The following is a 24,785-nucleotide window of genomic DNA, read 5'->3' as shown; positions in this document are numbered from 1 at the left end:
CACGGACCAGGAGGAGCGAGCATGCGACTGTTGATCGAGCTCGACGACCGACGTGAAGCGGTCGAGGTCGACGGGTGGGCAGCCACGTCGTGTCTCGGCGAACTCGTCCAGTCCGCCGTGGGCATCAGCCTCGAGCCCGGCACGACCCTGGCGGTCGACGGACACCGGACGAGCGTGGACACCCCGATCCGCGACCTCGTCCTGCTCGAGGGCTCCCGCATCGCCCGGACGCCCGAGGAACGCCCCCAGCTGGTCGACGGCTGGTCCGTCACCTTGGCCGGCGGTCTCGACACCGGGGCAGTCGTCCCGATCCCCCGGTCCAGGAGGCTCGTGGTCGGTCGGGCGCCGCAGGCCGACCTGGTCCTGCCCACCGAGAGCGCCTCGTGGGAGCACTGCACGCTCGAGCTCGAGGACGACGGGGTCCGGATCCGGGACTCCGGGTCGACGAACGGCACCGTCGTGGCGGGGGAGCGACTCGACGAGGAGGGCGTCCTCGTCGAGGTCGGCACGAGCGTCATCGTGGGTGGCGCCGTGTTGCTCGTGCGCCCGGACCTGCACGAGACGCCGGTTCCTGCTCCGGGTTCGCTCCCGAACCTCACCCCCGCGGCCACGGCGCCGTTCAACCGTCCTCCGCGTCCGGGGCGCAACCGGGACGTGGAGCCCGTGTCGCCGCCGAGCAAGCGGGACGTGCCGCCGGCGTCGAAGTTCAGCTGGATCACGGTCGCCGCTCCGCTGGTCCTCGCCGGTGCGATGGTCGCACTGCTCGGGGACGCCCGCTTCGCGCTCTTCGCCCTGCTCAGCCCCGTCACGGCGATCGGCATGTGGTTCGAGCAGAAGCACCGGCGCGCGAAGAACCTGAAGGAGGAGGACGAGCGCTTCGCGGAGGCGGTCCGCGACTTCAGCGGGGAGATCACCGCTGCCGCCGCGATCGAGGCCGCCCGTCGCCAGGAACTCGTCCCCGACCCGGCGACCGTGGTCCGACGCGCGCTGTTGCCCGCGACGACCCTGTGGCAGCGCCGGGCCGACGATGTCGACTTCCTCAGCCTGCACGCCGGCACGGGCGACGCGCCCTGGCGTCCCCAGCTCGACTCCCGCGCGACGCAGATGAAGCTCGAGGAGGCGGCGAAGACCGCCATCGAGGAGAGCAAGCTGACGGCGGCCCCGGTCGTCGCGGACCTCAGCGACGCCGGCGTCGTGGGCATCGTCGGCGACCGCGAGGGTGCCCTCGCACTTGCCCGGAGCCTCCTGGTCCAGGCGACGGTGCACTGCGGACCCGCCGACCTGACCGTCGGTGTGTTCTGCGACAGGGGCCGCGAGGACGACTGGTCCTGGGCCTCCTGGCTGCCGCACACCCGCGTCGCGGGGAGCAGCACCGGCCAGCGGTGGATGTCCGCGCAGCGTGACCAGGGCGCCGCGGTGCTCCGCGGCCTGCGCGAGTCCATCGACGAGCTGCCGACCCCGGAGCTCCTCGTGCTCATCGACTCCGAGGTCCTCACCGAGGGGCGCGACGCCCCGGCCCGGAGCCTGCTCGGCCATGGTCGGGCAGCGCTCGGCCAGGTGCGTCGTCCGGGCGAGCGGCCCCGCCGGGTGAGTGGGATCGTCATCGCGACGAACGAGCAGCAGCTCCCCGCCGCGTGCACGACGATCATCACGGTGGGGGCCGACGCGGCCGCGACGGTGTACCGCCCGGAGGACCGCACGCGCGTGGACGACGTCGTGCTCGCGGGTCTCAGCCCGGCGGACGCCGAGCAGTGCGCCCGGCACGTCTCGCACTTCGACGACCCGGAACTCCTGGTGCCGGGTGCCTCGCTGCCGTCGCTCGTGCGGCTGCCCGACCTGCTCGCGAGCGCCGCCCCCGACTCTGCTTCCGAGCCGAGCGGTCCCGCGGCCATCCGTGCCGCCTGGGACGCCCGGACCGGCTTCTCGACGCCGATCGGGTCGTCGGAGAGCGGCGTCCTCGAGATCGACCTGGTCCGCGACGGCCCGCACGGCCTGGTCGGTGGGACGACGGGTTCCGGCAAGAGCGAGTTCCTGCGCTCCTTCGTCGCCGGGCTCGCCGCGCGCAACGACCCGACGCGCCTGAACTTCCTGCTCGTGGACTTCAAGGGCGGCGCCGCCTTCGCCGCGTGTGAGCGTCTGCCGCACACGATCGGCACGATCTCGAACCTCGACGAGCAGCTGGCCGACCGCGCCATCCGGGCGCTCGAGGCCGAGCTCGGGCGACGCCAGCGGGTGTTCGCCGCCGCCGGTGCCGACATCGACAACCTCGACGCCTACCTGGCGACCAAGCCGTCCGAGCCGATGCCCCGACTGCTCTTCGTGGTCGACGAGTTCGCGATGCTGGCGAAGGACTTCCCGGACGTCCTGACGTCCCTCGTGGCGATCGCCGCGGTGGGTCGTACCCTCGGCGTGCACATGGTCCTCGCCACGCAGCGGCCGGCCGGTGTCGTCAGCGAGGACATCCTCGCCAACACGAACATGCGCGTGGCCCTGCGCGTGCAGAGTCGTGAGGACTCGACGAACGTCATCGGCGTGCCGTCGGCCGCCGGCATCGGACGGCAGCAGACCGGTCGTGCCTACGTGAAGCTCGGCCAGGACGACATCACGCCGGTGCAGACCGCGCTCGTCACCGGTCGCGCCCGCGACGCCCGCGCCGAGCAGCCCGTCACGGTCCGCCCCACCGACGTCTTCGGCGTCCCCGCGCCCGTGGCGTTCTCCGCACCGGCGTCGAACGACCTCACCGACCTCGACGTCCTCATCGACGCGATCCGCACGGCCAACGACGAGGCCGGCTACGCACCGCCACGGCCGATCTGGCCGGAAGCGCTCGGCACGTCTGTCCCGCTCGACGCGCTCCTGCCGGCACCCGACACGACACAGCAGACGTCCGCACCGACCCGCGTCCCGGTGGCCCTGGCCGACGACCCCGACAACCAGCGCCAGGTCCGAACCGGGTGGGACCTCGCCGAGGGCAACCTCATGCTCATGGGCATCCCCGGCAGCGGGACGAGCACGGCCCTCGCGTCGATCGCGCTGCAGCTGGCCCGCACGACGAGCCCCGACGACCTCGACCTGCTCGTCCTCGACATGGGTGCCGGCGACCTCGCGCCCCTGGCGGACCTCCCGCACACGAGCGCCTACGTCGGGTCCGGTGCCGGTGCCGGTGCTGCCGAGCTGCAGACCCGCATGCTCCGACACCTCCGCACCGAGCTCGACCGCCGCCGTGCTGCGCCGGGTGGTCGTCGGGCCGTCGTGCTCCTCGACGGTCTGGCGGCGCTCCGCGACGAGTACCAGGACTTCGAGGGACAGCAGCTGCTCGACGCGCTCTACCGCGTCTACGCCGAGGGGCCGGCGCTCGGCATCTCGTTCGCCGTGTCCACCACCCGGGCGAAGGCCGTCCCCTCGGCGATGGACGAGGTGACGACGCAGAAGTGGCTCTTCCGCCTCGCGGACCCCTACGACTACGCGACCATCGGCGTCCGACCGAAGGACGTGCCGCCGCCCGTCCCCGGCCGGTTCATCGACTCGACGGCGAAGCTGCAGTCGCACGTGGGCACGCCGACGGGCTCCCTCGCCGAGGCCGTCCGCGCGGTCCGCGAGCAGTGGGGCGACCTCACGCCGAAGGCCAGCGCGGTCGGTCGGCTCCCGGGCTCGGTCGCGGTCACTGACCTCGCCGTCCCCGCCCGCTTCGACACCGAGCCGTGGCAGCTCCCGGTCGGCATCGCGGAGGACGACCTCGGCACCGCCGTGCTCGAGGTGTACGACGGCGAGCACGTCCTCGTCGCCGGACCCGCGCGCTCCGGCAAGTCCTCGGTGCTCCTCGCCCTGGCCGCAGCCGCACGGAGCGCGGAGGGCACCCGACCCGCCGTGTGGGCCGTCTGCGACCGACGCTCACCGCTCGCGAGCGCGCTCGACACCGGGGCGGTCGACCGTCTCGCCGTCGGTGCCGACGAGGTCCCGGCGCTGCTGGCCGGCCTCCGGCTCGAGCGTGGACCGGTGCTGCTGCTCATCGACGACGCCGAACGGTTCGACGACGGCGACCAGAGCATCGCGTCGCTCCTGACGTCCGAGCGCCCCGGGCTCTGCGTGGTCGCCGCCGGGCGGTCGGCGGACCTCCGTTCGATGTACAGCCACTGGACCCGAGCGGTCCGGAAGGCCCGGTGCGGGGTCCTCCTGCAGCCCGACGTCGACTACGACGGCGAGCTCCTCGGCGTCACGCTGCCTCGACGCTCTCCGGTCGCGCTGACGACCGGGCGCGGGTACGCGGCCTCGGGAGGCGCGGTGCGGCTCGTGCAGACGGCGTCCGCCGCGAGCTGATCCCCTCCGCCCACCTCGGAACAGCCGCCCGGCCCAGCCCGGTCGGGCCAGCACGGCCCGGCGGCCGGCCGCGCCTGGCCGGCCGGCCCGGCGAGGCCCGACCCCGTGAGGTCCGGCGCGCCCCGCGGCCGCGGCCGAGGCCAGAGCCGGACCCAGGCATCAAACCGACAAATCACCGCGGAAGTCCCGGGCTGATCTGTCGGTTCCGCGCCCAGATCGACCGCCCGGGCGGCTCCCGCCGAGACCCCGACTGCCCTGACCGCCGACTGCCCAGGCCGCCGCCGATCCGAGCCCGCCGAGACCGCGGCCTGCCGGTCAGTCGCGCGTGGTGATCCCGAACGGCTGGCTCTCGAGGTTCGTGAAGTTCCCCACGGTTGCCCGCACCGTGCACGACGGCGCGACCGACAGCGCGGTCACGACGAGCCCGTCCGACGACACCGCGAGCGCCCCCGAGCAGCCGTCGGCGAACCGCACGCCGGACTCTCCACCCGCGACGTCGGTCAGCATCTCCGAGGGCTTCCCGGCGCTCGGGCTGCGGTACAGCGGGTTCAGCTCGTCCGCACCGCTCGGCCACACGGGCACGAGCGTCACGGGCAGCGTGGTCTGGCTGACGGTGCGGTCGGGGGTGCGGACGTCGACACCCTGGAGGCGCTGCACCGGGTACGCGGTACCGGTCACCTCCTGGTCGGTCACCGCTGCGGTGGTCGCCTCGCCGACGGCGTCGAGCCACTCCTGCAGACCGGAACCGCCAGACCCGGAACCGCCAGACCCGGAACCGCCAGACCCGGAACCGCCAGACCCGGAACCGCCAGCCCCCGTGACGCCCGCCTCCGAGCCACCGGCCGCCACCACGTCTTGCGGCACGGAGGCCTGCACGGTGACGGAGCCGCCCGCCTCGATCTCGACCCCGGTCAGGCTCCACGCGCACGCGGTGTCGACCCCGGTCAGGGACGGCTGGTTCCGCTTGGCCGTCACACCCTCGCCGTTCCACGTCACTGCCGGGCACTCGGCGTCCTCGTCCGCGCCGGGGAGGACCTCGAGCAGGGGGCCGCTGAGCGGTGCGGTCTGCGCGCTGTACGTGATCGAGACCTCGACGGTGCCGGCCTGGGAGTCGACGACGGCCTTGCGCGTGGTCGTCAGCCCGGTGGGGAGCGGTCGGTCCTGCTGGTACGCGCTCGCTGCCTGCGCGGTGCCGGTGCCCGCGCCGGGTTCCTCCCGGCCGGCGCCGGGCAGCCACACGACGGCGGCGACGACGAGCACCACGACGAGGACGACCCCGACGACGCCGAGGGCGAGCATCCGGTTCGTCAGCCAGTCCGGCCGACGGAGGCGGCGTCGGGGCGGCTCGGGTTCGGCGGCGGCGACGGCGACCGGCGGGCGGGCGAGGGGTCGGATGACGGTCTGTGAACCGGCCTGCCCGAGCTCGGGTTCGGGGCCGGCGTCGACGGCTGCGAGCGCGCTGCCCGCGTCCCCGTCACCCGCACCGGCCGTGGACGCACCCGCCGAGAGAGCGCCGCCGCCGACACCACCGGCGCCACCCGCAGTGCCGGACCCACCGCGCACCACCGTCGCCGGCCGCTCGACCTCGTCGAACAAGTCGGGGTCGTCCGCCCGCGGCAGGGCCGGCGCGTCCCGGAGCGAGCGTGCCAGCCGGCGGAGGGTGGCCGCGGCGTCGACCGCGGAGGGTCGCGCTGCCGGGTCCTTGGCCAGGAGCGACGAGAGCGTCGACCACAGCGCGTCGGGCACGTCGAGCCGCGGCGGGGTCGAGGTCACGTGCCGGTAGGCGACGGCGAAGTCGGTGCCCGGTCCGGCGAACGGTGTCCGCCCGGACAGGAGTTCGTAGAGCATGACGCCGGCGCCGTACACGTCCGAAGCCGGACCGGACCGGCCCTGGCTGATCGACTCCGGCGCCATGTACTGCGGCGTGCCGAGGAGCCCGGTCGTCTTGCGGTCCCGTTCGGCCACGACCGAGGCGATGCCGAAGTCCGACACCCGCACGTCGCCGGTCCTGCCCGCGGTCCACGCGGAGTCGAGGAGCACGTTGTCCGGCTTGACGTCGCGGTGGCTGACGTCCTGCTCGTGTGCGGCGGCGAGGGCGTCGAGTGTCTCCGCGGTGATCGTCAGCGCGTCGGCCGGCGGGAGCGTGCCGACGGCGAGCAGCAGGTCCCGGGCCGAACCCCCACGGACCAGGTCCATGACGATCGCGAGCCGGTCACCCTCGACGACGAGGTCACGGACCCGGACGATCGAGGGGTGTCGGAGGGCGAGGAGCACCGAACGCTCGCGGACGAACCGCTCGACGACGTCGGGCTCCGCGGCGAGTTCGGCGCGCAGGAGCTTCGCGGCGAACTGCTCGCCGGTCGCGGTGTGCTCGGTCCGCCAGACCTCGCCGGACGCTCCGGTCCCGAGCAGCTCGACCAGGCGGTAGGACGCACCGAGCGGCTCACCACGGCCGTACTGCGCGTGCTGTCCGTCCTCCGCCACAGATCCCCCAGACCCACGATCACCGGCGCGTCACCGGCCGCCCCATGTTACCGGCCGGACCCCGGCGCCGCGTACTGGACGTCGATCGTGTGGGCGACGAACCCCTGCCGTCGGTAGAGCGCCAGCGCGGGGGTGTTGTCGCCCTCGACGTACAGGGCGACGGCGTCGAGCCCGCGGCCGACGAGCCGGGCGGACCCCGCACGCATGAGCACGCCGCCGAGGCCCTGCCCCTGCAGGTCGGGGCGGACGGCGACGGCGTAGAACTCGCCGACGCCGTCCTCCACCTTGAGCCAGCACGAGCCGGCCAGGCGTCCGTCGGCGTCGCGCAGCAGCACGAGGTCGTCGCCGGAGAACCAGGCGTCGGACTCGCGGGCCCGCAGGTCCTCGAGCGTCATCCGGCCCTGCTCCGGGTGCGTGGCGAAGGCGGCCTCGTTGAGCGCGAGCCAGTCGGTCTCGTCCTCCGTGGAGCCCGCGCGGAAGGCGTCGAGTCGGTAGCCGTCCGGGAGGCCCGTCTCCGGTGCCGCGGTCGGCACCGGTGCGCGCAACTGCAGCAGCGTCCGCTCCGCGGACCAGCCGTACCGGGCCGCGAGGGCGCGTGCGGCCGGGTGGTCGCCGTGCGCCCACGCGCGGACCGGTGCGTCGTCGCCGAGGGCGAGCACCTGCTCGACGAGGCCGGTCCCGATGCCGCGCCCCCGGGCCTCCCGGCGGACGACGACCTCGACCTCGTCGTCCCGGACGACGGCGACGCCGGAGTCGTCTCCGAGCACCCGCGCCCGACCGGCCCGCAGGTCCACGAGCGTCTGGTCGGAGAACGGGGGAGCCTCGCCGTCCGCGACCGCGGCGTCGGCGAGCTGCTCGACGACGGCGAGCATCACTGCCCCTGCAGCCGTTCGTCGTCGTCGTGGACGTTGAAGCGGTACCCGACGTTGCGGACGGTGCCGATGAGCGACTCGAGGTCGCCGAGCTTGGCGCGCAGGCGTCGGACGTGCACGTCGACCGTCCGGGTGCCGCCGAAGTAGTCGTACCCCCAGACCTCGCTGAGCAGCTGCTCGCGGGTGAAGACCCGGGCGGGGTGCGACGCGAAGAACCGGAGGAGCTCGAACTCCTTGAACGTCAGGTCGAGCGGCCGGCCACGCACCTTGGCGGAGTAGCTCGCCTCGTCGATGACGACGCCGGAGGCCTGGATCTTCGACCCGGTCGGGTTCTTCGACGCGCGACCGGCGTTCAGGCGGATGCGGGCGTCGACCTCCGCGGGGCCGGCGGACTCGAGCACGACGTCGTCGATGTTCCACTCGGTCGTCACCGCGGTGAGGCCGCCCTCGGTGACCACGAGGACGACGGGGGTGGTCGAGCCGCTCGTGGCGAGGATCTTGCACAGGGCCTTGGCACTGACCAGGTCGGTGCGGGCGTCGACGAACATGAGGTCGCTCTGCGGTGCGTTCACCAGCTGCGCGGCCTCGGCCGGGACGTGGCGGATCCGGTGGCTCAGCAGGCCGAGGCTCGGGAGGACGTCGCCGGGCGCGGCCGAGGTGAGTACCAGGAGCTGTGCCACAGGACCTCCAGAGGGAGAAGACGTCGTTGCGCCATCCTAGTGAGCCCGCAGAACCCACCCGGACGGACGGTCCAGCGCGGGACTGTCATGATGGGGACGTGAGCGAGACGAGCGACCCCGCGACGGCCGAGCCGCCCGTCGGGCCGAGCCAGCGCCGACTGCGGCTGGCGTCCGTCGTGCCGGTCTGGTTGCTCGCGGTGGTCGGGGCGGTGCTCGTGCTCACCCTGACGGCGAAGGACTCGTTCGCCTGGCTCCTGCTCGTGTTCGTCGCGGCAGTGTTCGTCAGCTTCGTGCTCCAGCTCGCGACGCAGACGAAGGACGGTCTGGTCGAGCGGATCAGCATCGCCTCGTCCGGGTCGTTCGTGGTCGTGCTCGTCACCGCGCTCGTCCTGCTGGCTCGCTGAGCGTCCTGCGCTGTCGGTGCCGGCCGCGTAGAGTTGCGGCATGGATTCGCTGCTTGCGCTCGAGCTCTTCTACGTGGGCCTGCTCGGCCTGGCGTCGCTCGCCATCGCGTTCATCTCGGTGACGGTCATCGTCAAGCTCTTCAAGGGCCAGCGGTGATCGAACTGCCGGAGGGCCTCTCGGCTGAACTCGTCCCGCTGTCGTGGCTGGTCGGCGTGTGGGAGGGCACCGGGGTGGTCGAGTACCCCGTGGGCGAGGACGACACCGTCCGCACGTACGAGTTCGGCCAGCGCGTGAGCTTCAGCCACGACGGTCTGCCGTACCTCAACTACTCGTCCACGACGTGGCTGCTCGACGAGGACCGCACGCCGCTCGCCGCCGAGATGGGCTACTGGCGACTCGACCGTCCGTCCGAGCCCGGTGACCGCGGTCCGGCGATGCTGCTCGGCGACGGACCGGTGCCGTTCTCGACCACGCAGAGCGTCGAGACGCTGCGCAACCAGACCGACGGGTTCGACGTCGAAGCGGCGATCATCCACCCCACCGGGGTCAACGAGCTCTACGTGGGCCGGGTGAAGCAGGGCCGCATCGACCTCGCCACCGACGCCGTGATGCGCTCCGCCAACGCCAAGGAGTACTCGGCGGCGACGCGCATGTACGGCCTCGTCGAGGGCAAGCTGTTCTGGGCGTGGGACATCGCCGCGCTCGGCCGTGAGCTCACCTCGCACGCCTCGGGGCAGCTCGCGAAGGTCGACTGATGCCGTCCCCGTTCGCCGGACACGACGGCTTCGTGGCGTCCGAGGCCGGTCCGGCCGCGCACCTCGGCAACCCGCTCGGCGAGCAGCGCCTGCTCGCCCGGGGCCGCGCGGTCGTGGAACTCGGGCTCGGGGTCGTCACGGTGTCGGGCCCGGACCGGCTGTCCTGGCTGAACTCGATCACGTCGCAGCTGCTGCTCGGCCTGGCGCCGGGCGTCAGCACCGAGACGCTCGTGCTCGACGCGTCCGGTCGGGTCGAACACGCCGCCCGTGTCGTCGACGACGGCGAGACGACCTGGCTCCTCACCGAGCCGGACGACGCCGCGCCGCTCGCCGCGTGGCTGTCGTCGATGCGGTTCATGCTCCGCGTCGAGGTCACCGACCGTTCGGCCGACCTCGCCACGCTCGGCTGGTTCGCGGGTGCGGACCCGCTCGGCGACGCCGCTCCGCTCGCGACCTGGGTCGACCCGTGGTCGTCCGTCGCGCCGGGCGGCTGGGGCTACGCCGACCTGGAGGCCCACCCCGGCTCCGACTGGACCCTCCGCATCGCCGTCGTCACCCCCGACACCGCCGCTGCCGTCGCGGCCTCGGACGTGCCGGTCGCCGGCCTCCTCGCGCTCGAGGCCCTGCGGATCGCCGCCTGGCGCCCGGCGCTCACCGACGTCGACGAGCGGACGATCCCGCACGAGCTCGACTGGCTCCGCTCCGCCGTGCACCTGTCGAAGGGCTGCTACCGCGGGCAGGAGACCGTCGCGAAGGTGCACAACCTCGGGCGTCCGCCGCGGCGGCTCGTGATGCTGCACCTCGACGGCTCCGACGGCGTGGTCCCCGCACCGGGCACCCCCGTCACGCTCGACGGCACCGAGGTCGGGCGGCTCGTCGCCTCGGCCACGCACCACGAGCTCGGGCCGGTGGGGCTCGCCGTGGTCAAGCGTTCGCTCGACCCGTCGGCGGTGCTGACCCTTCCGGCCGACGACGTCGTGGTGACCGCCGCGCAGGAGGTCATCGTGCCTCCCGGGGCCGGTGCGACCGCCGACGTGCCGCGCCTCCCGCGGCTCGGGGCCGTCCGCCGCGGCTGACGACCCGTCGGCGCCGAGCGCCGCACACCCATCGCGCCCCGTTCCGCTCATCGCGCCCCGTCCCGTCGGGGCGCGATGTCCGTCGAGGGGCGCAACGCCGAGGCCGACGCCGGCGTCGCTCAGGCCGGGGCGACCGCCGACCACGGGACGCTGAGCTCACCGAGCCGCCACCGGGCGACCCCGTGCAGCACGGGCCACCCGCGGTCGCGCATGCCACGGACCGCCGCGATCCATCGTTGCCGCGGGCCGTACGTACCGAGCGGTGCCGCGACCGCCCAGGCCAGGTCGAGGTCGCGGAGGAACGCGTGCACCCGCTCCCCGGGGACGTTGCGGTGGATGAGCGCCTTCGGCAGGCGTTCCGCCACGATGCTCGGGACGTCGAGCCCGGCCAACCGCAGGGCGACCGTGAAGGTGTGCGGGGCCTCCCGGTCGAGCGTGACCCACGAGGCGACGCGACCGACCTCGTTGCAGGTGCCCTCGACGAGCTGGCCGCCGGGCTGGAGCCGGTCCTGCATGATCCGCCACGAGCCGACGACCGCCGACTCGTCGTACTGCCGCAGCACGTTGAACGCGCGGATCACGGCGGGCCGCCGTCCGCCCGGCGTCGGGGTCTCGAAGCCGCCGAGCCGGAAGGTGACGCCGTCACGGGTGCCGGCGTTCGCGAGGGCCACGCGCGAGGGCTCGATCTCGATGCCGGTGACCTCGACGTCCGGTCGGACGCGGGCCAGCCGGTCGCGGAGCTCGAGCGTCGTCGTCGGGCTCGCGCCGTAGCCGACGTCGGCGACGAGCGGGTCGTCCGTCCGGCGGAGCACCGGGAGCGTGGCGATCCACCGGTCGACGCGGCGGAGCCGGTTGTGCCCGGTCGTCCCGCGCGTGACGGTGCCGATCGGCGAGGCGTTCCCGGGCATGGGACCAGGGTACGGGTGGAGCGCCGCTCGGTAGACTCGGCGCATGACCTCCACGCTCGTCCTGCTGCGTCACGGCAACAGTGACTGGAACCAGAAGAACCTGTTCACCGGTTGGGTCGACGTCCGGCTCTCCGAGCTCGGCGAGAAGGAGGCGAAGCGCGCCGGCGAGCTCATCGCCGAGTCGGGCATCGTGCCCGACGTCCTGTACACGTCGCTCCTGACCCGTGCGATCCAGACGGCCGACATCGCCCTGCTCGAGGCGGACCTCGCCTGGCTGCCGGTGAAGCGCGACTGGCGCCTCAACGAGCGCCACTACGGCGACCTGCAGGGCAAGGACAAGGCGCAGACCCTCGAGCAGTACGGCGAGGAGCAGTTCATGGAGTGGCGCCGCTCGTTCGACGTGCCGCCGCCCCCCATCGCCGACGACGCTGAGTGGTCGCAGGCCGGTGACCGCCGCTACGCCGGACTCGGCGACCAGCTGCCCCGCACCGAGTCGCTCAAGCTCGTCATCGAGCGCCTGCTGCCGTACTGGGAGTCCGACATCACGCAGGACCTCGCCGCGGGGAAGACCGTCCTCGTCACCGCGCACGGCAACTCGCTGCGCGCGCTCGTGAAGCACCTCGACGGCATCTCCGACGACGACATCGCGGGGCTGAACATCCCGACGGGCATCCCGCTCGTGTACGAGCTCGACGACGACCACCGTCCGACGAAGCCCGCGGTGTACCTCGACCCCGAGGCCGCCGCCGCCGGCGCCGCGGCCGTCGCCGCGCAGGGCGCGAAGAAGTAGGACCACCCGGGGCGACGTGCGTCGCGTCCGGACAGGAGGCCCGTCCCCGGCCGGGGCGGGCCTCTTGTCCGTCAGGCGAAGTGCGCGGCGATCTCCTGCACGAGCATGCCCACGTCGTAGGGGCGGGCGGTGTCGACCCGGACGACGGGCGTCACCCCGACCGGACCGGCCGCGTCGCCGTGCTCGTCCCAGAAGGCGAGCACCGACGCGAGGTCGCCGTGCACGTCGTGGCGCACCGGCAGCGTGCCCGGGTCGTACCGGTCGCGGAGGCGCTCCTCGGCCGTGGCGCGGTCGACGTCACACCACACCTCGACCGCGCGCGGCGACCCGGCGGTGGTGAGTCCGGCCTCCAGGAAACCGCGGTCGCGGGACGGCAGCCAGACGGCGTCGAGGACGACCCCGTTCTCGACCGCACCGGCCATCGACCACATCGTGTCCAGGGCGACACCGCCGAGCGTGCGCGAGGCGATCATCGGACCGGCGATGTCGGCCAGGGGCTCCTTGATCCGGTCCTTCGACAGGAAGGGGCAGCCGAGCACCTCGGCGAGGGCTGCCCCCACCGTGCTCTTGCCGGAACCGGGCATGCCGTTGACGATGATCGCGACCTGGGCCATGCCCTGATCCTCCCAGGTCTCCGACCGCAGCACACCGCCGGGACAGGCGTGAGCGGCAGCCGGAGCTGACGGGCAGCCGGACCTGACGGGCAGCCGGAGTCGTCAGGCAGCCGGAGTCGTCAGGCCGGCGAGGTCGTGACCGCCGCGGCGCCGGCCCAGTCGCCGGTCGCCAGGTACTCGACCTTCTTCGCGATGGAGACCGCGTGGTCGGCGAAGCGCTCGTGGTAGCGGGAGGCCAGGGTGGCGTCGACCGTGTCGACCGGCCCGCCCTTCCAGGCCTCACCGAGCACGAAGTCGAAGACGCTCGCGTGCAGCTCGTCGACGGCGTCGTCCTCGTCGCGGATCTCGGCAGCGAGGGCGATGTCCTCGGTCGCGAGCAGGCGCGTGAGCTTCTGCGACATCGCGACGTCGTGTGCGCCCATCTGCTTGAAGGTGCCGCGCAGGCCCTTCGGGACGACCTTCTCGGGGAAGCGCTGGCGCGTGAGCTGCGCGATGTGCTCGGCCATGTCACCCATGCGCTCGAGCGAGGAGCTCACGCGGAGGGCGGTCACGACGACACGGAGGTCGCGCGCGACCGGGGCCTGGCGGGCGAGGATGTCGATCGCGACCTCGTCGAGGTTCGAGGCGGCCTCGTCGATCTTCTGGTCGTCGGCGATCACCTCCTCGGCGAGTGCGACGTCGGAGTCGCTGAACGCCTGGGTCGCTCGGGTGATCGCGGACTCGACGAGTCCGGCGATCTCGGTCAGACGCTCTTGGACGTCCTGCAGCTCCTGCTGGAACACTTCGCGCATGGGGGAGAACCTCTCTCTGCGTACCGGACGAGTGTCGTCAGCCCAGGTGAACGATCGGTGACCTGCGGCTGAACGGTTCGCGTTCCGGCCCGGAGAGGGCGGTGAACGGGATCGGAACCGCGTGTGACCACTCCTACACTGACGGCATGGACAACGCGTGGCTCGTGCCACTGTCGATGCTCCTCGGCGGTGTGTTCGGAGCGGGCGTCGTGGTGCTGATCATCACCGCCGAGCGCACGGCACGGGCTGCCGACGTGGCGGAACGGACCCTCCCCGACGGCGTCGCCGCAGTGATCGCCACGATGCACAACCCCGCCGTCGTCGTCGACCCGTCGAACACCGTCGTCGCCGCCTCCCCGCAGGCACTCGCGGTCGGACTGGTGGTCCGGCGCAAGCTCGTGCACGCCGAGCTCGCCGAACTCGTGGACCAGGTGCGGCGCAGCGGGGAGATGGGGTCGGAGGACCTCGAACTCCCGCGCGGGGGACGGGGCGACGTCATCGGCTACCTCAGCTTCCGCGCGGCACAGCTCGGCAACCGGTACGTGCTCGTCACGGCCGACGACCTCACCGAGAGCAGGCGGATCGACGAGGTCCGACGGGACTTCCTCGCCAACATCTCGCACGAGCTGAAGACCCCGATCGGCGCGATCGGCCTGCTCTCCGAGACCCTGGTGCTCGCCGCCGACGACCCCGCGCACGTGCGGAAGTTCGCCGCGCAGCTCGTCTCCGAGTCGGAGCGGCTCGGCGCCCTGACCAAGGACATCATCGAGCTGTCCCGACTGCAGTCCGTCGACGCGCTCGAGGCCAGCGAGGAGACCGCGATCGACGAGGTCGTGCAGGCCGCGATCGACGGCAACGAGGTCGTCGCCCGGGCCCGCGACATCGAGCTCGTCCGTGCGAAGCGGTCGAAGCTGCGGGTGATCGGCGACCCCGGCCTGCTGCAGGTGGCGGTGTCGAACCTCATCGCGAACGCGGTGAAGTACTCCCCGGACCACACCCGCGTCGGCGTCGGCGTCCGGCGGGTGAAGGGCTTCGTGGAGATCGCGGTCACCGACCAGGGCGTCGGCATCCCGCAGTCCGACCTCGACCGCGTGTTCGAGCGGTTCTACCGCGTCGACCCCGCACGGTCCCGCGCGACCGGCGGGACCGGCCTCGGCCTCGCCATCGTGAAGCACATCGTGAGCAACCACGGCGGTGACGTCCGCGTGTGGTCGCAGCCGGGCAAGGGCTCGACGTTCACCATCCGGCTCCCCGAAGCAGACCCCGAACTGACCACAGCACTCGAAGAGCAACTGGAAGAGCAGCCATCGTGACCAAGATCCTCATCGTCGACGACGAGCCGGCCCTGAGCGAACCCCTGGAGTTCCTGCTGCAGCGCGAGGGGTACGACACCTCCGTCGCTGCCGACGGCGTCACCGCGCTGTCGAAGTTCGACACGGACGACCCCGACCTCGTCCTGCTCGACCTCATGCTCCCCGGCCTGAGCGGCACCGAGGTGTGCCGGCAGATCCGCACCCGGTCGAACGTCCCCATCATCATGCTCACCGCGAAGGACTCCGAGGTGGACATCGTCGTCGGGCTGGAGCTCGGCGCGGACGACTACGTGACGAAGCCGTACTCAACGCGGGAGCTCCTGGCCCGGCTCCGTGCCGTCCTCCGCCGTCGCACCGAGGACGACCCGGGCGACGTCGGCATCCTGCAGGTGGGCGGCATCCGGATGGACGTCGAGCGCCACACGGTGTCGGTCGACGGCTCGGAGACGCCGATGCCGCTCAAGGAGTTCGAGCTGCTCGAGCTGCTGCTGCGCAACGCCGGCCGCGTGCTCACCCGCGGGCAGCTCATCGACCGGGTGTGGGGGTCGGACTACTTCGGCGACACGAAGACGCTCGACGTGCACATCAAGCGCATCCGCTCGAAGATCGAGCGCGTGCCGAGCACCCCGGAGGTCCTCGTGACGGTCCGCGGGCTCGGGTACCGCATCGAGGCGTAGCCGCGTCCGGACAGACAGGAGGCCCGGAGCCGGTCCTGCGGGACCAGCCCCGGGCCTCCCGGGTGTCTGCTGCGTCAGTTCGTGCCGTTGTCGCCCTCGGACGAGTCGGTCTGCGGACCCTCCTGCGTGCCGGGGGCGTCGGCGCCACCGGTCGGCTGCGTGCCGCTGACGGAGGGGGAGGTCTCGGTCGGCGTCGGCGTGGGGGTCGGCGCGAGGGTCTGGTACTCCTCCTGCGCGCTCGTGAGGACCGGCACGGTGGCCGACGCGCCCTCGGCGCCCTGGTACGAGAAGTACATCTTCACGAGCGAGCCCGGCTTCGCGGTGACGTCGTCGAAGTCGACGGTGTCGTGCTGCTCGTCGTCGGCGAGCACGACGGTCGAGTTGCTCGGGACCTCGACGGTCTGGTCGGTGCCGTCGAGCTCGAGCGTGACGGTGCGGTCGCGCTCCCCGGTGTTGACCAGGGTGCCGACGAAGCGGGCGTCCTCGCCGGTGTCCGTGATGAGCAGGGCGTTGCGCACGTCGATGCTGCCCGTCGACACGTCGACGCCGTCGGTGATCTGGCGGATCTCCTTGGTGCGCGCCGGCGACAAGAACTCGCAGCCGGTGGCGCCGAGGGCGATGGACGCGGCGACGGCGACGGAAACGAGTACCCGAGCTCGCAAGAGGTTCCTCCGGAAGTCAACGATGGCGGACCGTGCGGCCCTGGCGATCATCCTACCCAGGCCCCGGGACGGCCGGAGGTCAGGGTCGGCGGTGCCCCGCGCGCCCCGGCCCGTCGCCGCCGGCCCGGCCCATTACCCGAACGGGCCTTGTGGTAAACTGAAGGTCTGGGAACGGAGCCTGATACATGCAATTCGAGGTCGGCGAGACCGTCGTCTACCCCCATCACGGGGCGGCAACCATCTCTGAAGTCAAGACTCGCGTCATCAAGGGCGAGGAGAAGGTCTACCTGAAGCTGCGCGTCACGCAGGGTGACCTCACGATCGAGGTCCCGGCGGACAACGTCGACCTGGTCGGCGTCCGCGACGTGATCGGCAAGGAAGGCCTCGACAAGGTCTTCGAGGTCCTGCGGGCACCGTTCACCGAGGAGCCAACCAACTGGTCGCGCCGCTACAAGGCGAACCTCGAGAAGCTCGCTTCGGGGGACGTCATCAAGGTGTCCGAGGTCGTGCGTGACCTCTGGCGCCGCGACCAGGACCGCGGACTCTCCGCGGGCGAGAAGCGGATGCTGGCCAAGGCTCGGCAGATCCTCATCTCCGAGCTGGCCCTGGCCGAGAAGACCGACGAGGACAAGGCATCGACCGTCCTCGACGAGGTCCTCGCCTCCTAGCGCGAACCGCAGCTGGACCACACGACGACGACCGTCCTGCTCCCCGATCGGGTGAGCAGGGCGGTCGTCGTCGTCGCGGCGGGTTCCGGCACCCGCCTCGGGCTCGGGACGGCCAAGGCGTTCGTCCCCGTCGCCGGTGAACGCATGCTCGTCCGCGCATTGCGGACGGTGCTCGCGCTGACCGAGCCGACGTTCGTCGCGGTCGTGGCACCGGCGGACTGGCTCGACGAGTGCCGGGAACTCGTCGCCTCCGTCGCGGGCGCCGCGGTCGCGTACACGACGGTCGTGCCGGGAGGCGCGGACCGCCACGCGTCGGTCGAGGCCGGCCTGGCAGCCCTGCCGGACTCCGTCGTCACGGTCCTCGTTCACGACGCCGCGCGGTGCCTCACCCCGGCGAGCCAGTTCGAGCGGGTCTTCGCCGCGGTGCTGGCGTCGGGCGCCGGGGTGGTCCCGGGCCTGCCGGTCACCGACACCGTGAAGCATGTCGACGGGGACACCGTGGTCGAGACCGTCGACCGGTCGGCGCTGGTCGGGGTGCAGACGCCGCAGGGCTTCCCGCTCGCGGACCTCCGCCGCGCGTACGCCGGGGCCGCCCGCGCCGAGACCGACGACGCCGGGGTGTTCCAGGCGGCCGGCGGGACGGTCCGGACCGTGCCCGGTGACGCCGACGCGTTCAAGATCACCACGCGGTGGGACCTCGGTCGTGCCGAGGCCGTCGTCGCCGAGCGTGCGGCGGCCGCGTCGACGCCTCCGTCGCTCGACCTCAGGGTCGGGCTCGGTGTCGACGTGCACGCCTTCGACGCCGCGAGCCCCTGCCGCGTCGGTCTGCTCGACTTCCCGGGTGAAGCGGGCCTCTCCGGACACAGCGACGGGGACGCCGTCGCGCACGCGGTGTGCGACGCGCTGCTCTCCGCAGGCGGCCTCGGGGACATCGGCGGGCGGTTCGGCACGTCCGACCCGCGGTACGCCGGAGCGACCGGGGACGTCTTCGTCCGCGGGGCCGTCGAGCTGCTCCGCGCGGAGGGCCTCGTCCCCGTCCGTGTCACGGTCCAGGTCGTCGGGAACCGCCCGCGCATCGGGGCTCGTCGCGAGGAGATGCAGGACGCCCTCGCCGCGGTCGTCGGCGCTCCCGTCGCGGTCTCCGGCACGACGACCGACGGGCTCGGCTTCACCGGGCGGGGCGAGGGGCTCACCGCGATCGCCACGGCCGTCGTCCGGGCCGTCTGAACACTCCACAGGCCCTGCCCTGTTCCGTCGCGGTGGGGGCGTCCCCCTCTAGGCTTGTCCTGTGACCGTTCGCCTGTACGACTCCCGCGCCGCCGACGTCGTCGACCTCGTGCCCCTGGTCGACGGACAGGTCAGCATGTACGTGTGTGGGCCGACCGTGCAGTCCTCCCCGCACATCGGACACCTCCGGTCCGCGCTCGTCTACGACATCTGGCGTCGCTGGTTGAGTCACCGCGGGTACCGGGTCACCCTCGTGCGGAACGTCACCGACATCGACGACAAGGTGCTCGACCTCGCCGCGGGCACCGACGAGGCGTGGTGGGCGCGGGCCTACCGCGTCGAACTCGAGTTCACCGCCGCCTACGCCGCGCTCGGCATCCTGCCGCCGACGTACGAGCCCCGCGCGACGGCGAGCATCCCGCAGATGCAGGACATCATCACGAGCCTCATCGAGCGCGGGCACGCCTACCCGGCAGCGGACGGCAGCGGTGACGTGTACTTCGACACCGCGAGCTGGCCGGAGTACGGCGCCCTGACCCGTCAGCGACGCGACGACATGGTCGACGCCACCGACGCCGACCCCCGGGGCAAGCGGGACGCCCGCGACTTCGCCCTGTGGAAGGGCAGCAAGGCGGGGGAGCCGTCCACCGCCAGCTGGGACTCGCCGTGGGGTGCTGGCCGCCCGGGGTGGCACATCGAGTGCTCGGCGATGTCCCGGCGCTACCTCGGCCCGGCGTTCGACATCCACGGCGGCGGCCTCGACCTGCGGTTCCCGCACCACGAGAACGAACTCGCACAGTCCAGCGCGGCGGGGGACGCTTTCGCCTCGTACTGGCTGCACAACGGGCTCGTGACCGTCGGCGGGCAGAAGATGTCCAAGTCCCTCGGCAACTCGATCTTCGCCGCGGACTTCCTGGCGGCCGCACGCCCCGTCGTCGTCCGCTACTTCCTCGGCGCCGCTCACTACCGGTCCACGATCGACCACCACGAGGGCTCCCTCGCCGAGGCCGAGGCCGCACTCGACCGCATCGAGGGCTTCCTCGAGCGCGGTGCCGCACGACTCGAAGGGGTCCGGCTCGCCGACGCCCCGACCGTGCCGCAGGCGTTCGCCGACGCCATGGACGACGACCTCGCGGTGCCCCAGGCGCTGGCCGTCCTGCACGAGACCGTCCGGTCCGGGAACGCAGCGCTCGACGCCGACGATGCGGAAGCGCTCGGTGTCGCGTACCATCAGGTGGCCGCGATGGTGGAGGTGCTCGGCATCGACCCGCGGGCGCCGCACTGGTCGGGTGGTGCGCACGACACCGCCGCAGCACCGCTCGCCGCCCTCGTCGAACGCCTCGTGCAGGAACGCGCCGACGCCAGGGCCGCACGGGACTTCGCCACGGCCGACCGCGTCCGGGACGACCTCGCAGGCGCGGGCATCACGATCGAGGACACACCGTCCGGAACACGCTGGAGCATCGCCTGAACACGGCAGTGCCGAACAGGAGAACTGCATGAAGAACGTCTCGGGGAGCAAGAAGGGTCGTCCGGGCGCCGTCCGGACCGGCCGCAAGGGCAACAAGCAGGTCGGTTCCGGCGGGCAGGGCGCGCAGGCGCTCGAGGGCCGCAAGCCGACGCCGAAGGCCGAGGACCGCCCGTACCACCCGGCCGGCAAGCGCAAGGCCGCCAAGGAGCGCTTCGAGGCTGCGCGTGCCCGTCGTGGCGGCAGCAGCGCCTCGGCGCCGCAGACCCGCTCGGGTGGTCGACCGCCCGCCCGCAAGACCGACGACAGCGAGCTGGTGACCGGCCGCAACTCGGTGCTCGAGGCGCTCCGGACGAAGACGCCGTCGACGACGCTCTACATCGCCGCCCGGATCGAGGTCGACGACCGCGTCAAGGAGATCCTGGCGCTCGCCAACCACCGCGGCGTGCCGATCATGGAGATCATGCGTCCGGAGCTCGACCGCATCACGGGGCACGACAGCGTGCACCAGGGTGTCGCGCTCAAGGTGCCGGCGTACGAGTACGCGGTCGCCGAGGACCTCGTCGAGCGGGCGTTCTCGCGCGACCAGGTCCCGCTCATCGTCGCGCTCGACGGCATCACCGACCCGCGCAACCTCGGTGCGATCATCCGGTCGACGGCCGCGTTCGGTGGGCACGGGGTCATCGTGCCGCAGCGTCGCTCCGTCGGCGTGACCGCGTCGGCGTGGAAGACGTCCGCGGGTGCCGCTGCCCGGACCCCCGTCGCGATGGCGCCGAACCTGACGCAGACCCTCAAGTCGCTGAAGTCGATGGGGCTGTTCGTCCTCGGTCTCGACGGTGGTGGGGACGTCGAGCTGGACGCCCTCGAGCTCGCCGACCGGCCGATCGTCATCGTCGTCGGCTCGGAGGGCAAGGGGCTCTCCCGCCTCGTCACCGAGACGTGCGACGCGATCGTCTCCATCCCGATCTCGAGCGCGACCGAGTCCCTCAACGCGGGCATCGCCGCGAGCGTGACCCTGTGGGAGGTCGCCCGGCGCCGACGCGCCGAGTAGCGCTTCACCAGCGACATCCGGGAGGCCCGGTGCCGGTCCACGCGACCGGCGCCGGGCCTCCCGTCCGTCTGCCCTGGAGGGCGCCGCCCCGCCCAGCCCGCCCACCCCGCCCGACCGCGTCTGCCGCGGTCGCACGACCTGCCGCTCACGTCCGCCGTGGTTCCGCGATCGCGGGATCTCGACGCGCGAGATGCGCGAATTGCGGAACCTGGGGGGGAGGGGGGACGGCTCAGACGGACGCGCGCCAGTCCTCGTCGTCCTCGTCCTCGCCGTCGAGCGGCAGCGCGATCGACGACGTCGGCGGGTTGATGAGCGTGCGCTCGTCCCGCCGGTGCCGCAGCACGTCGTTGATGTAGGCGGTCGTGGCCTCGGGGAGCGACACCGAGCGCTCCTCCTGCTGCGACATGAACCAGCGGTGCTCGAGCAACTCGTGGAACACCTCGGCGGGTTCGAGCCGGCCGCGCAGGTCCCGCGGGATCGCCCGCACGACGGGCTCGAACACCCGCGAGACCCACTCGTGCGCGACCATCTCCTCGTCGAGCTCCTCGCGGCCGTTGCGGGCACGGTACGCGTCCAGGTCGTTGAGCAGTCGTCGGGCCTGGTTCTCCTCGGCGTCGAGGCCGGTCAGACGCAGCAGACGGCGCTGGTGGTGTCCGGCGTCGACGACCTTCGGCTGGATGCGGACCTGTGCGCCGGACTCCGCGGTGCGGATCGACAGCTCCTCGATGTCGAAGCCGAGTGCGTTGAGCCGCTCCACGCGGTCGTTGATGCGCCAGCGCTCCGCCGCGTCGAACTGCTCGGTGCCGGTGAGTTCCGTCCAGAGGGTCCGGTACTGCGCCACGATGCGGTTCGACACGTCCACGGGGTCGGCGTTCTCGTCGAGACGTCCGCCGGCCTCCAGGTCGAGGAGCTCGCCGGCGATGTTCACGCGCGCGACCTCGAGGTCGTTCTCCCGCTGCCCGTTCGACAGCCCGCCCGGGTAGAGCTTCCCGGTCTCGGCGTCCACCAGGTACGCGGCGAACGAGCCGGCGTCGCGGCGGAACAGCGTGTTCGACAGCGAGACGTCCCCCCAGTAGAAGCCGATGACGTGCAGCCGGACGAGCAGGAGCGCCAGGGCGTCCACCAGACGGGTGGCCGTGTCCGGGCGCAGCGTCTGCGAGTACAGCGCCCGGTAGGGCAGCGAGAAGCGCAGGTGCCGGGTGACGAGGACGGGCTGGAGCTCCTCGCCCTCGCGGCCGACGCGGTTCGTGATGACCGCGACGGGGTCCACGCACGGCACGTCCATGCGCTGCAGGGTCCGGAGCATGTCGTACTCGGAGCGCGCGAGTTCGGCGCTCGTCTCCTTGACCGCGACGACGTAGCCGCTGAGGTGCACGAACCGCACCAGGTGCCGCGAGATGCCCTTCGGCAGCGCGACGATCGTCTCGTCGGGCCAGGCCTCGAGCGGCAGGTCCCAGGGAAGGTCGAGCAGGCCGGGGTCGACGGTGGCGGCGGTGATGGTCATGGAGTCGGGCACGACGGGTCCTCAGGTGCTCGGCGGTGGGTCTGGAGGACGGGAGGCTCGGTGCGGGCCCGCACCGAGCCTCCCGTCCCGCAGGTGGGAACGACGGGAGCCCGCCAGGCGCCGGTGACGGCGGATGACGGGCTCCCGGGGGTGGTGATCAGGCGCTGACGACGGCCTTGTCGTCGAGGCGCTCGCCCGACTCGGCGTCGAACACGTGCACGTGACCCTGCTTCGGGCTCACGACGATCGTGTCACCGATCGAGGGGTGGTTGCGACCGTCGACGCGCGTGACGATGTCGGTGCGCGTGCCGTTCACGTCGGCGTGGCCGTAGAGGTAGCCGTCCGCGCCGAGCTCCTCGACGACGTCGACCGTCACGGGCAGGCCCTCGCCGGACTGGGACACGATGATGTCCTCGGGGCGGACGCCCACCGTGACGGCACCCGAGCGGGCGTTCGACAGGGTGTCGCGGTCGATCGGGTGGTTGAGCGACCCGAAGCTGATGCCGCCTTCGAGCACCGACGCCGGCAGGAGGTTCATGGCCGGCGAGCCGATGAAGCCGGCGACGAACACGTTGTTCGGCTTCTCGTAGAGGTCGCGCGGGGTGCCGACCTGCTGCAGGATGCCGTCCTTGAGCACCGCGATGCGGTCGCCCATCGTCAGCGCCTCGGTCTGGTCGTGCGTGACGTAGACCGTGGTGACGCCGAGACGACGCTGCAGCGACGCGATCTGGGTACGGGTCTGGACGCGGAGCTTGGCGTCGAGGTTCGACAGCGGCTCGTCCATGAGGAACACCTGCGGCTGACGGACGATCGCACGGCCCATCGCGACGCGCTGACGCTGACCACCGGAGAGCGCCTTCGGCTTGCGACCGAGGTACTGCTCGAGGTCGAGGAGCTTGGCGGCCTCCTGCACGCGGGTGGCGCGCTCCTCCTTGCCGACGCCGGCGATCTTGAGCGCGAAGCCCATGTTCTCGGCGACGGTCATGTGCGGGTACAGCGCGTAGTTCTGGAACACCATCGCGATGTCGCGGTCCTTCGGCGGGACGTCGGTGACGTCACGGTCGCCGATGCGGATGGCGCCGGAGTTGACCTCTTCGAGGCCGGCGAGCATGCGCAGGGACGTGGACTTGCCACAGCCCGACGGGCCGACGAGGACGAGGAACTCGCCGTCGGCGACGTCCAGGTCGAGGGAGTCCACCGCGGGGCGGTTGCCCCCGGGGTAGAGACGGGTTGCCTTGTCATAGGTGACGGACGCCATGAGCGTTCGGTCCTCTCCACCGGCAGGTACGTGCCGGACGATCCGTGGTGAAGCGGCGGCCCTGTCGGGCCCCGGACGGTCGCCGTCGACCGTCACGCCTCATACAACACGAGTTCTCCGGCTGGCGCCAGTGCGGGGGGCACGCGGGCTCCGGGCGTCGTCGGCTGGTTGGCTGGTTCCCATCGGCCGCCACTACAATCGCCGGGTCCGTCCGCCGACCGGGGGGAGGCCGGCGGACACCGACCAGGAGGACGACCGCACGATGACCAACCGCCCCGAAGGCGACGCCCGCGCCGAGCGCAACGCGCGTCGTGCCGCCGCGCGCGAGCGAGCTCAGCGAACCCGTACCCAGCAGAAGCGACGCCAGCGGGGTGTCCGCATCGGGCTCCAGGTCGGACTGGGCGTCGTGCTGATCGCCGCCGCCACCATCGTCACGCTGGTGCTCGTGAACTCCTCGCGTCCGGCCGGCCCCGGGCCGGACACCATGGCCGACGGCGGGATCACGATCGGCGCCGGGCTCAAGGCCGTCGAGCCCGGCGCTGCGTCCACGCCGTCGCCGAGCTCGACCGCCTCGGCCGAACAGGTCCGGATCACCCTCTACGTGGACTACCTCTGCCCGATCTGCGGTTCGTTCGAGCAGACGAACAGCGAGTACATCGAGGGGCTCGTCGACTCCGGTGCCGCGACCCTCGACGTGCACCCCGTCGCGATCCTGACGAACCGCTCCCAGGGCACGAAGTACTCCCTCCGTGCCGCGAACGCGGCGGCCTGCGTCGCGCAGGAGTCCCCGGACTCGTTCTTCGCCGTGAACCGCGCACTGTTCGCCGCGCAGCCGGAGGAGGGCACGCCGGGCCTCACCGACGAGCAGCTCGCCGACGTCGTCACGACCGTGCCCGGTGTGCGCAAGGGTTCGACGATCGAGCAGTGCATCGAGGACCAGCGGTACGGCAAGTGGGTCGACGAGCGCACCACCGCCGTGACGGGCGGGGACATCCCCGGCTCGGAGCTCACGACCTTCCCGGGGACCCCGCTCGTGCTCGTCAACGGCCAGCAGTACCCGTACTCCACCGCCTCGACGAACGACGAGTTCCGGACCTTCGTCGTCAGCGCCGCGGGCAGCACCGAGACGACCCCCACGCCGACCCCGAGCGCGACCCCCACCGCGTCCGCGGCGCCGTCCGGGTCCGCGTCGCCGACCGCCGGCTGACACCGCACACGAGCTGACCAGCACGACCGACCACGTGTCGGACGCGCACGACGGCCGG

Annotated in this window: 21 protein-coding genes; 12 read left to right on the top strand and 9 right to left on the bottom strand. The window is 72.6% G+C overall.

Features of this window, described 5'->3' with window-relative positions:
* Positions 1 to 21 precede the first annotated feature (21 nt).
* Positions 22 to 4,317 carry a type VII secretion EssC family protein gene (locus tag DEJ34_RS13755; protein ID WP_110911826.1) on the top strand — a complete coding sequence of 1,432 codons (4,296 nt, stop codon included), beginning with the start codon at positions 22 to 24 and terminating at the stop codon, positions 4,315 to 4,317.
* A 315-nt stretch (positions 4,318 to 4,632) separates the two neighbouring features.
* On the opposite strand, the gene DEJ34_RS13750 is transcribed toward DEJ34_RS13755, so the two are convergent.
* Genes DEJ34_RS13750 through DEJ34_RS13740 form a run of 3 tightly spaced genes read right to left on the bottom strand, consistent with a single transcriptional unit; the run spans position 4,633 to position 8,353 of the window.
* Complete coding sequence (locus DEJ34_RS13750) at positions 4,633 to 6,801, bottom strand: serine/threonine-protein kinase (RefSeq protein WP_110911825.1); 2,169 nt, start codon at positions 6,799 to 6,801, stop codon at positions 4,633 to 4,635.
* Positions 6,802 to 6,848: 47 nt separating this feature from the next.
* Positions 6,849 to 7,673 (bottom strand): mycothiol synthase, encoded by an 825-nt coding sequence (gene mshD, locus DEJ34_RS13745; RefSeq protein WP_146236946.1) that lies wholly within the window; start codon positions 7,671 to 7,673, stop codon positions 6,849 to 6,851.
* Positions 7,673 to 8,353, bottom strand: coding sequence for a response regulator transcription factor (locus DEJ34_RS13740; RefSeq protein ID WP_110824120.1), 681 nt, complete (start codon positions 8,351 to 8,353; stop codon positions 7,673 to 7,675). The genes mshD and DEJ34_RS13740 overlap by 1 nt, the downstream gene beginning before the upstream one ends.
* 98 nt (positions 8,354 to 8,451) lie before the next feature.
* On the opposite strand from DEJ34_RS13740, the gene DEJ34_RS13735 reads away from it, so the two are divergent.
* The 3 genes from DEJ34_RS13735 (at position 8,452) to ygfZ (ending at position 10,589) form a co-directional block, all read left to right on the top strand.
* The gene (locus DEJ34_RS13735; protein WP_110824119.1) at positions 8,452 to 8,757 is read left to right on the top strand and encodes a hypothetical protein; all 306 of its coding nucleotides are present in this window, start codon (positions 8,452 to 8,454) and stop codon (positions 8,755 to 8,757) included.
* A 153-nt stretch (positions 8,758 to 8,910) separates the two neighbouring features.
* Complete coding sequence (locus tag DEJ34_RS13730) at positions 8,911 to 9,513, top strand: heme-binding beta-barrel domain-containing protein (protein WP_110891080.1); 603 nt, start codon at positions 8,911 to 8,913, stop codon at positions 9,511 to 9,513.
* A complete protein-coding gene (ygfZ, locus tag DEJ34_RS13725) occupies positions 9,513 to 10,589 on the top strand; it encodes a CAF17-like 4Fe-4S cluster assembly/insertion protein YgfZ (RefSeq protein WP_110911823.1) in 1,077 nt (358 codons plus the stop codon). Before DEJ34_RS13730 ends, ygfZ begins: the two co-directional genes overlap by 1 nt.
* 119 nt (positions 10,590 to 10,708) lie before the next feature.
* Here ygfZ and DEJ34_RS13720 read toward each other — a convergent pair whose 3' ends face one another.
* Positions 10,709 to 11,497, bottom strand: a complete 789-nt coding sequence (locus DEJ34_RS13720) for a class I SAM-dependent methyltransferase (protein ID WP_110911822.1) — start codon at positions 11,495 to 11,497, stop codon at positions 10,709 to 10,711.
* A 43-nt stretch (positions 11,498 to 11,540) separates the two neighbouring features.
* Here DEJ34_RS13720 and DEJ34_RS13715 point away from each other — a divergent pair, with 43 nt between their 5' ends.
* Positions 11,541 to 12,287 carry a phosphoglyceromutase gene (locus tag DEJ34_RS13715; protein ID WP_110824115.1) on the top strand — a complete coding sequence of 249 codons (747 nt, stop codon included), beginning with the start codon at positions 11,541 to 11,543 and terminating at the stop codon, positions 12,285 to 12,287.
* 71 nt (positions 12,288 to 12,358) lie between these two features.
* Here DEJ34_RS13715 and DEJ34_RS13710 read toward each other — a convergent pair whose 3' ends face one another.
* Complete coding sequence (locus tag DEJ34_RS13710) at positions 12,359 to 12,901, bottom strand: P-loop nucleotide/nucleoside kinase family protein (RefSeq protein ID WP_110911821.1); 543 nt, start codon at positions 12,899 to 12,901, stop codon at positions 12,359 to 12,361.
* Positions 12,902 to 13,020: 119 nt separating this feature from the next.
* Positions 13,021 to 13,692 carry a phosphate signaling complex protein PhoU gene (phoU, locus tag DEJ34_RS13705; protein WP_110824113.1) on the bottom strand — a complete coding sequence of 224 codons (672 nt, stop codon included), beginning with the start codon at positions 13,690 to 13,692 and terminating at the stop codon, positions 13,021 to 13,023.
* A gap of 146 nt (positions 13,693 to 13,838) precedes the next feature.
* On the opposite strand from phoU, the gene DEJ34_RS13700 reads away from it, so the two are divergent.
* Together DEJ34_RS13700 and DEJ34_RS13695 are read left to right on the top strand one after the other, a co-directional pair.
* Complete coding sequence (locus DEJ34_RS13700) at positions 13,839 to 15,005, top strand: sensor histidine kinase (protein ID WP_110911820.1); 1,167 nt, start codon at positions 13,839 to 13,841, stop codon at positions 15,003 to 15,005.
* Positions 15,002 to 15,682 carry a response regulator gene (locus DEJ34_RS13695; RefSeq protein ID WP_110824111.1) on the top strand — a complete coding sequence of 227 codons (681 nt, stop codon included), beginning with the start codon at positions 15,002 to 15,004 and terminating at the stop codon, positions 15,680 to 15,682. Before DEJ34_RS13700 ends, DEJ34_RS13695 begins: the two co-directional genes overlap by 4 nt.
* Positions 15,683 to 15,756: 74 nt before the next feature.
* Here DEJ34_RS13695 and DEJ34_RS13690 read toward each other — a convergent pair whose 3' ends face one another.
* Entirely contained in the window at positions 15,757 to 16,344 is a 588-nt protein-coding gene (locus DEJ34_RS13690; RefSeq protein ID WP_110911819.1) for a hypothetical protein, read from the bottom strand.
* 185 nt (positions 16,345 to 16,529) lie between these two features.
* Between DEJ34_RS13690 and DEJ34_RS13685 the strand changes: the two genes are divergently transcribed.
* From DEJ34_RS13685 to rlmB, 4 genes are all read left to right on the top strand, one after another.
* The gene (locus tag DEJ34_RS13685; protein ID WP_017888066.1) at positions 16,530 to 17,012 is read left to right on the top strand and encodes a CarD family transcriptional regulator; all 483 of its coding nucleotides are present in this window, start codon (positions 16,530 to 16,532) and stop codon (positions 17,010 to 17,012) included.
* 51 nt (positions 17,013 to 17,063) lie between these two features.
* Positions 17,064 to 18,239, top strand: a complete 1,176-nt coding sequence (ispD, locus tag DEJ34_RS13680) for a 2-C-methyl-D-erythritol 4-phosphate cytidylyltransferase (protein ID WP_110911818.1) — start codon at positions 17,064 to 17,066, stop codon at positions 18,237 to 18,239.
* A gap of 61 nt (positions 18,240 to 18,300) precedes the next feature.
* Positions 18,301 to 19,710: a cysteine--tRNA ligase gene (gene cysS / locus DEJ34_RS13675; protein ID WP_110900953.1), complete on the top strand. Its 1,410-nt coding sequence runs from the start codon at positions 18,301 to 18,303 to the stop codon at positions 19,708 to 19,710.
* Positions 19,711 to 19,738: 28 nt separating this feature from the next.
* Positions 19,739 to 20,758, top strand: a complete 1,020-nt coding sequence (rlmB, locus tag DEJ34_RS13670) for a 23S rRNA (guanosine(2251)-2'-O)-methyltransferase RlmB (RefSeq protein WP_110824107.1) — start codon at positions 19,739 to 19,741, stop codon at positions 20,756 to 20,758.
* Between the two features lie 229 nt (positions 20,759 to 20,987).
* Here the strand turns inward: rlmB and DEJ34_RS13665 are convergent, their stop codons facing one another.
* Entirely contained in the window at positions 20,988 to 22,274 is a 1,287-nt protein-coding gene (locus tag DEJ34_RS13665; RefSeq protein WP_110890963.1) for a DUF4032 domain-containing protein, read from the bottom strand.
* A gap of 145 nt (positions 22,275 to 22,419) precedes the next feature.
* Positions 22,420 to 23,520 (bottom strand): ABC transporter ATP-binding protein, encoded by a 1,101-nt coding sequence (locus DEJ34_RS13660; protein WP_110890964.1) that lies wholly within the window; start codon positions 23,518 to 23,520, stop codon positions 22,420 to 22,422.
* A 262-nt stretch (positions 23,521 to 23,782) separates the two neighbouring features.
* Between DEJ34_RS13660 and DEJ34_RS13655 the strand changes: the two genes are divergently transcribed.
* On the top strand, positions 23,783 to 24,727 hold the full coding sequence (locus DEJ34_RS13655; protein WP_181422270.1) for a DsbA family protein: 945 nt from the start codon (positions 23,783 to 23,785) through the stop codon (positions 24,725 to 24,727).
* Positions 24,728 to 24,785: the final 58 nt, after the last annotated feature.

The organism is Curtobacterium sp. MCPF17_050 (genome assembly GCF_003224435.2).
Classification (GTDB): domain Bacteria; phylum Actinomycetota; class Actinomycetes; order Actinomycetales; family Microbacteriaceae; genus Curtobacterium.
Note: the sequence above shows the minus strand (reverse complement) of the source record. Positions and strands in the feature narration are given on the sequence as shown.

What these genes read in the sequence shown, in the direction of transcription:
- ygfZ (WP_110911823.1), top strand. Translation starts at nt 9,513, where the DNA reads ATGCCGTCCCCGTTCGCCGGACACGACGGCTTCGTGGCGTCCGAGGCC.
- DEJ34_RS13660 (WP_110890964.1), bottom strand. Translation starts at nt 23,520, where the DNA reads ATGGCGTCCGTCACCTATGACAAGGCAACCCGTCTCTACCCCGGGGGC.
- DEJ34_RS13655 (WP_181422270.1), top strand. Translation starts at nt 23,783, where the DNA reads ATGACCAACCGCCCCGAAGGCGACGCCCGCGCCGAGCGCAACGCGCGT.
- DEJ34_RS13685 (WP_017888066.1), top strand. Translation starts at nt 16,530, where the DNA reads ATGCAATTCGAGGTCGGCGAGACCGTCGTCTACCCCCATCACGGGGCG.
- DEJ34_RS13715 (WP_110824115.1), top strand. Translation starts at nt 11,541, where the DNA reads ATGACCTCCACGCTCGTCCTGCTGCGTCACGGCAACAGTGACTGGAAC.
- DEJ34_RS13700 (WP_110911820.1), top strand. Translation starts at nt 13,839, where the DNA reads ATGGACAACGCGTGGCTCGTGCCACTGTCGATGCTCCTCGGCGGTGTG.
- phoU (WP_110824113.1), bottom strand. Translation starts at nt 13,692, where the DNA reads ATGCGCGAAGTGTTCCAGCAGGAGCTGCAGGACGTCCAAGAGCGTCTG.
- DEJ34_RS13720 (WP_110911822.1), bottom strand. Translation starts at nt 11,497, where the DNA reads ATGCCCGGGAACGCCTCGCCGATCGGCACCGTCACGCGCGGGACGACC.
- rlmB (WP_110824107.1), top strand. Translation starts at nt 19,739, where the DNA reads ATGAAGAACGTCTCGGGGAGCAAGAAGGGTCGTCCGGGCGCCGTCCGG.
- DEJ34_RS13710 (WP_110911821.1), bottom strand. Translation starts at nt 12,901, where the DNA reads ATGGCCCAGGTCGCGATCATCGTCAACGGCATGCCCGGTTCCGGCAAG.
- DEJ34_RS13755 (WP_110911826.1), top strand. Translation starts at nt 22, where the DNA reads ATGCGACTGTTGATCGAGCTCGACGACCGACGTGAAGCGGTCGAGGTC.
- mshD (WP_146236946.1), bottom strand. Translation starts at nt 7,673, where the DNA reads ATGCTCGCCGTCGTCGAGCAGCTCGCCGACGCCGCGGTCGCGGACGGC.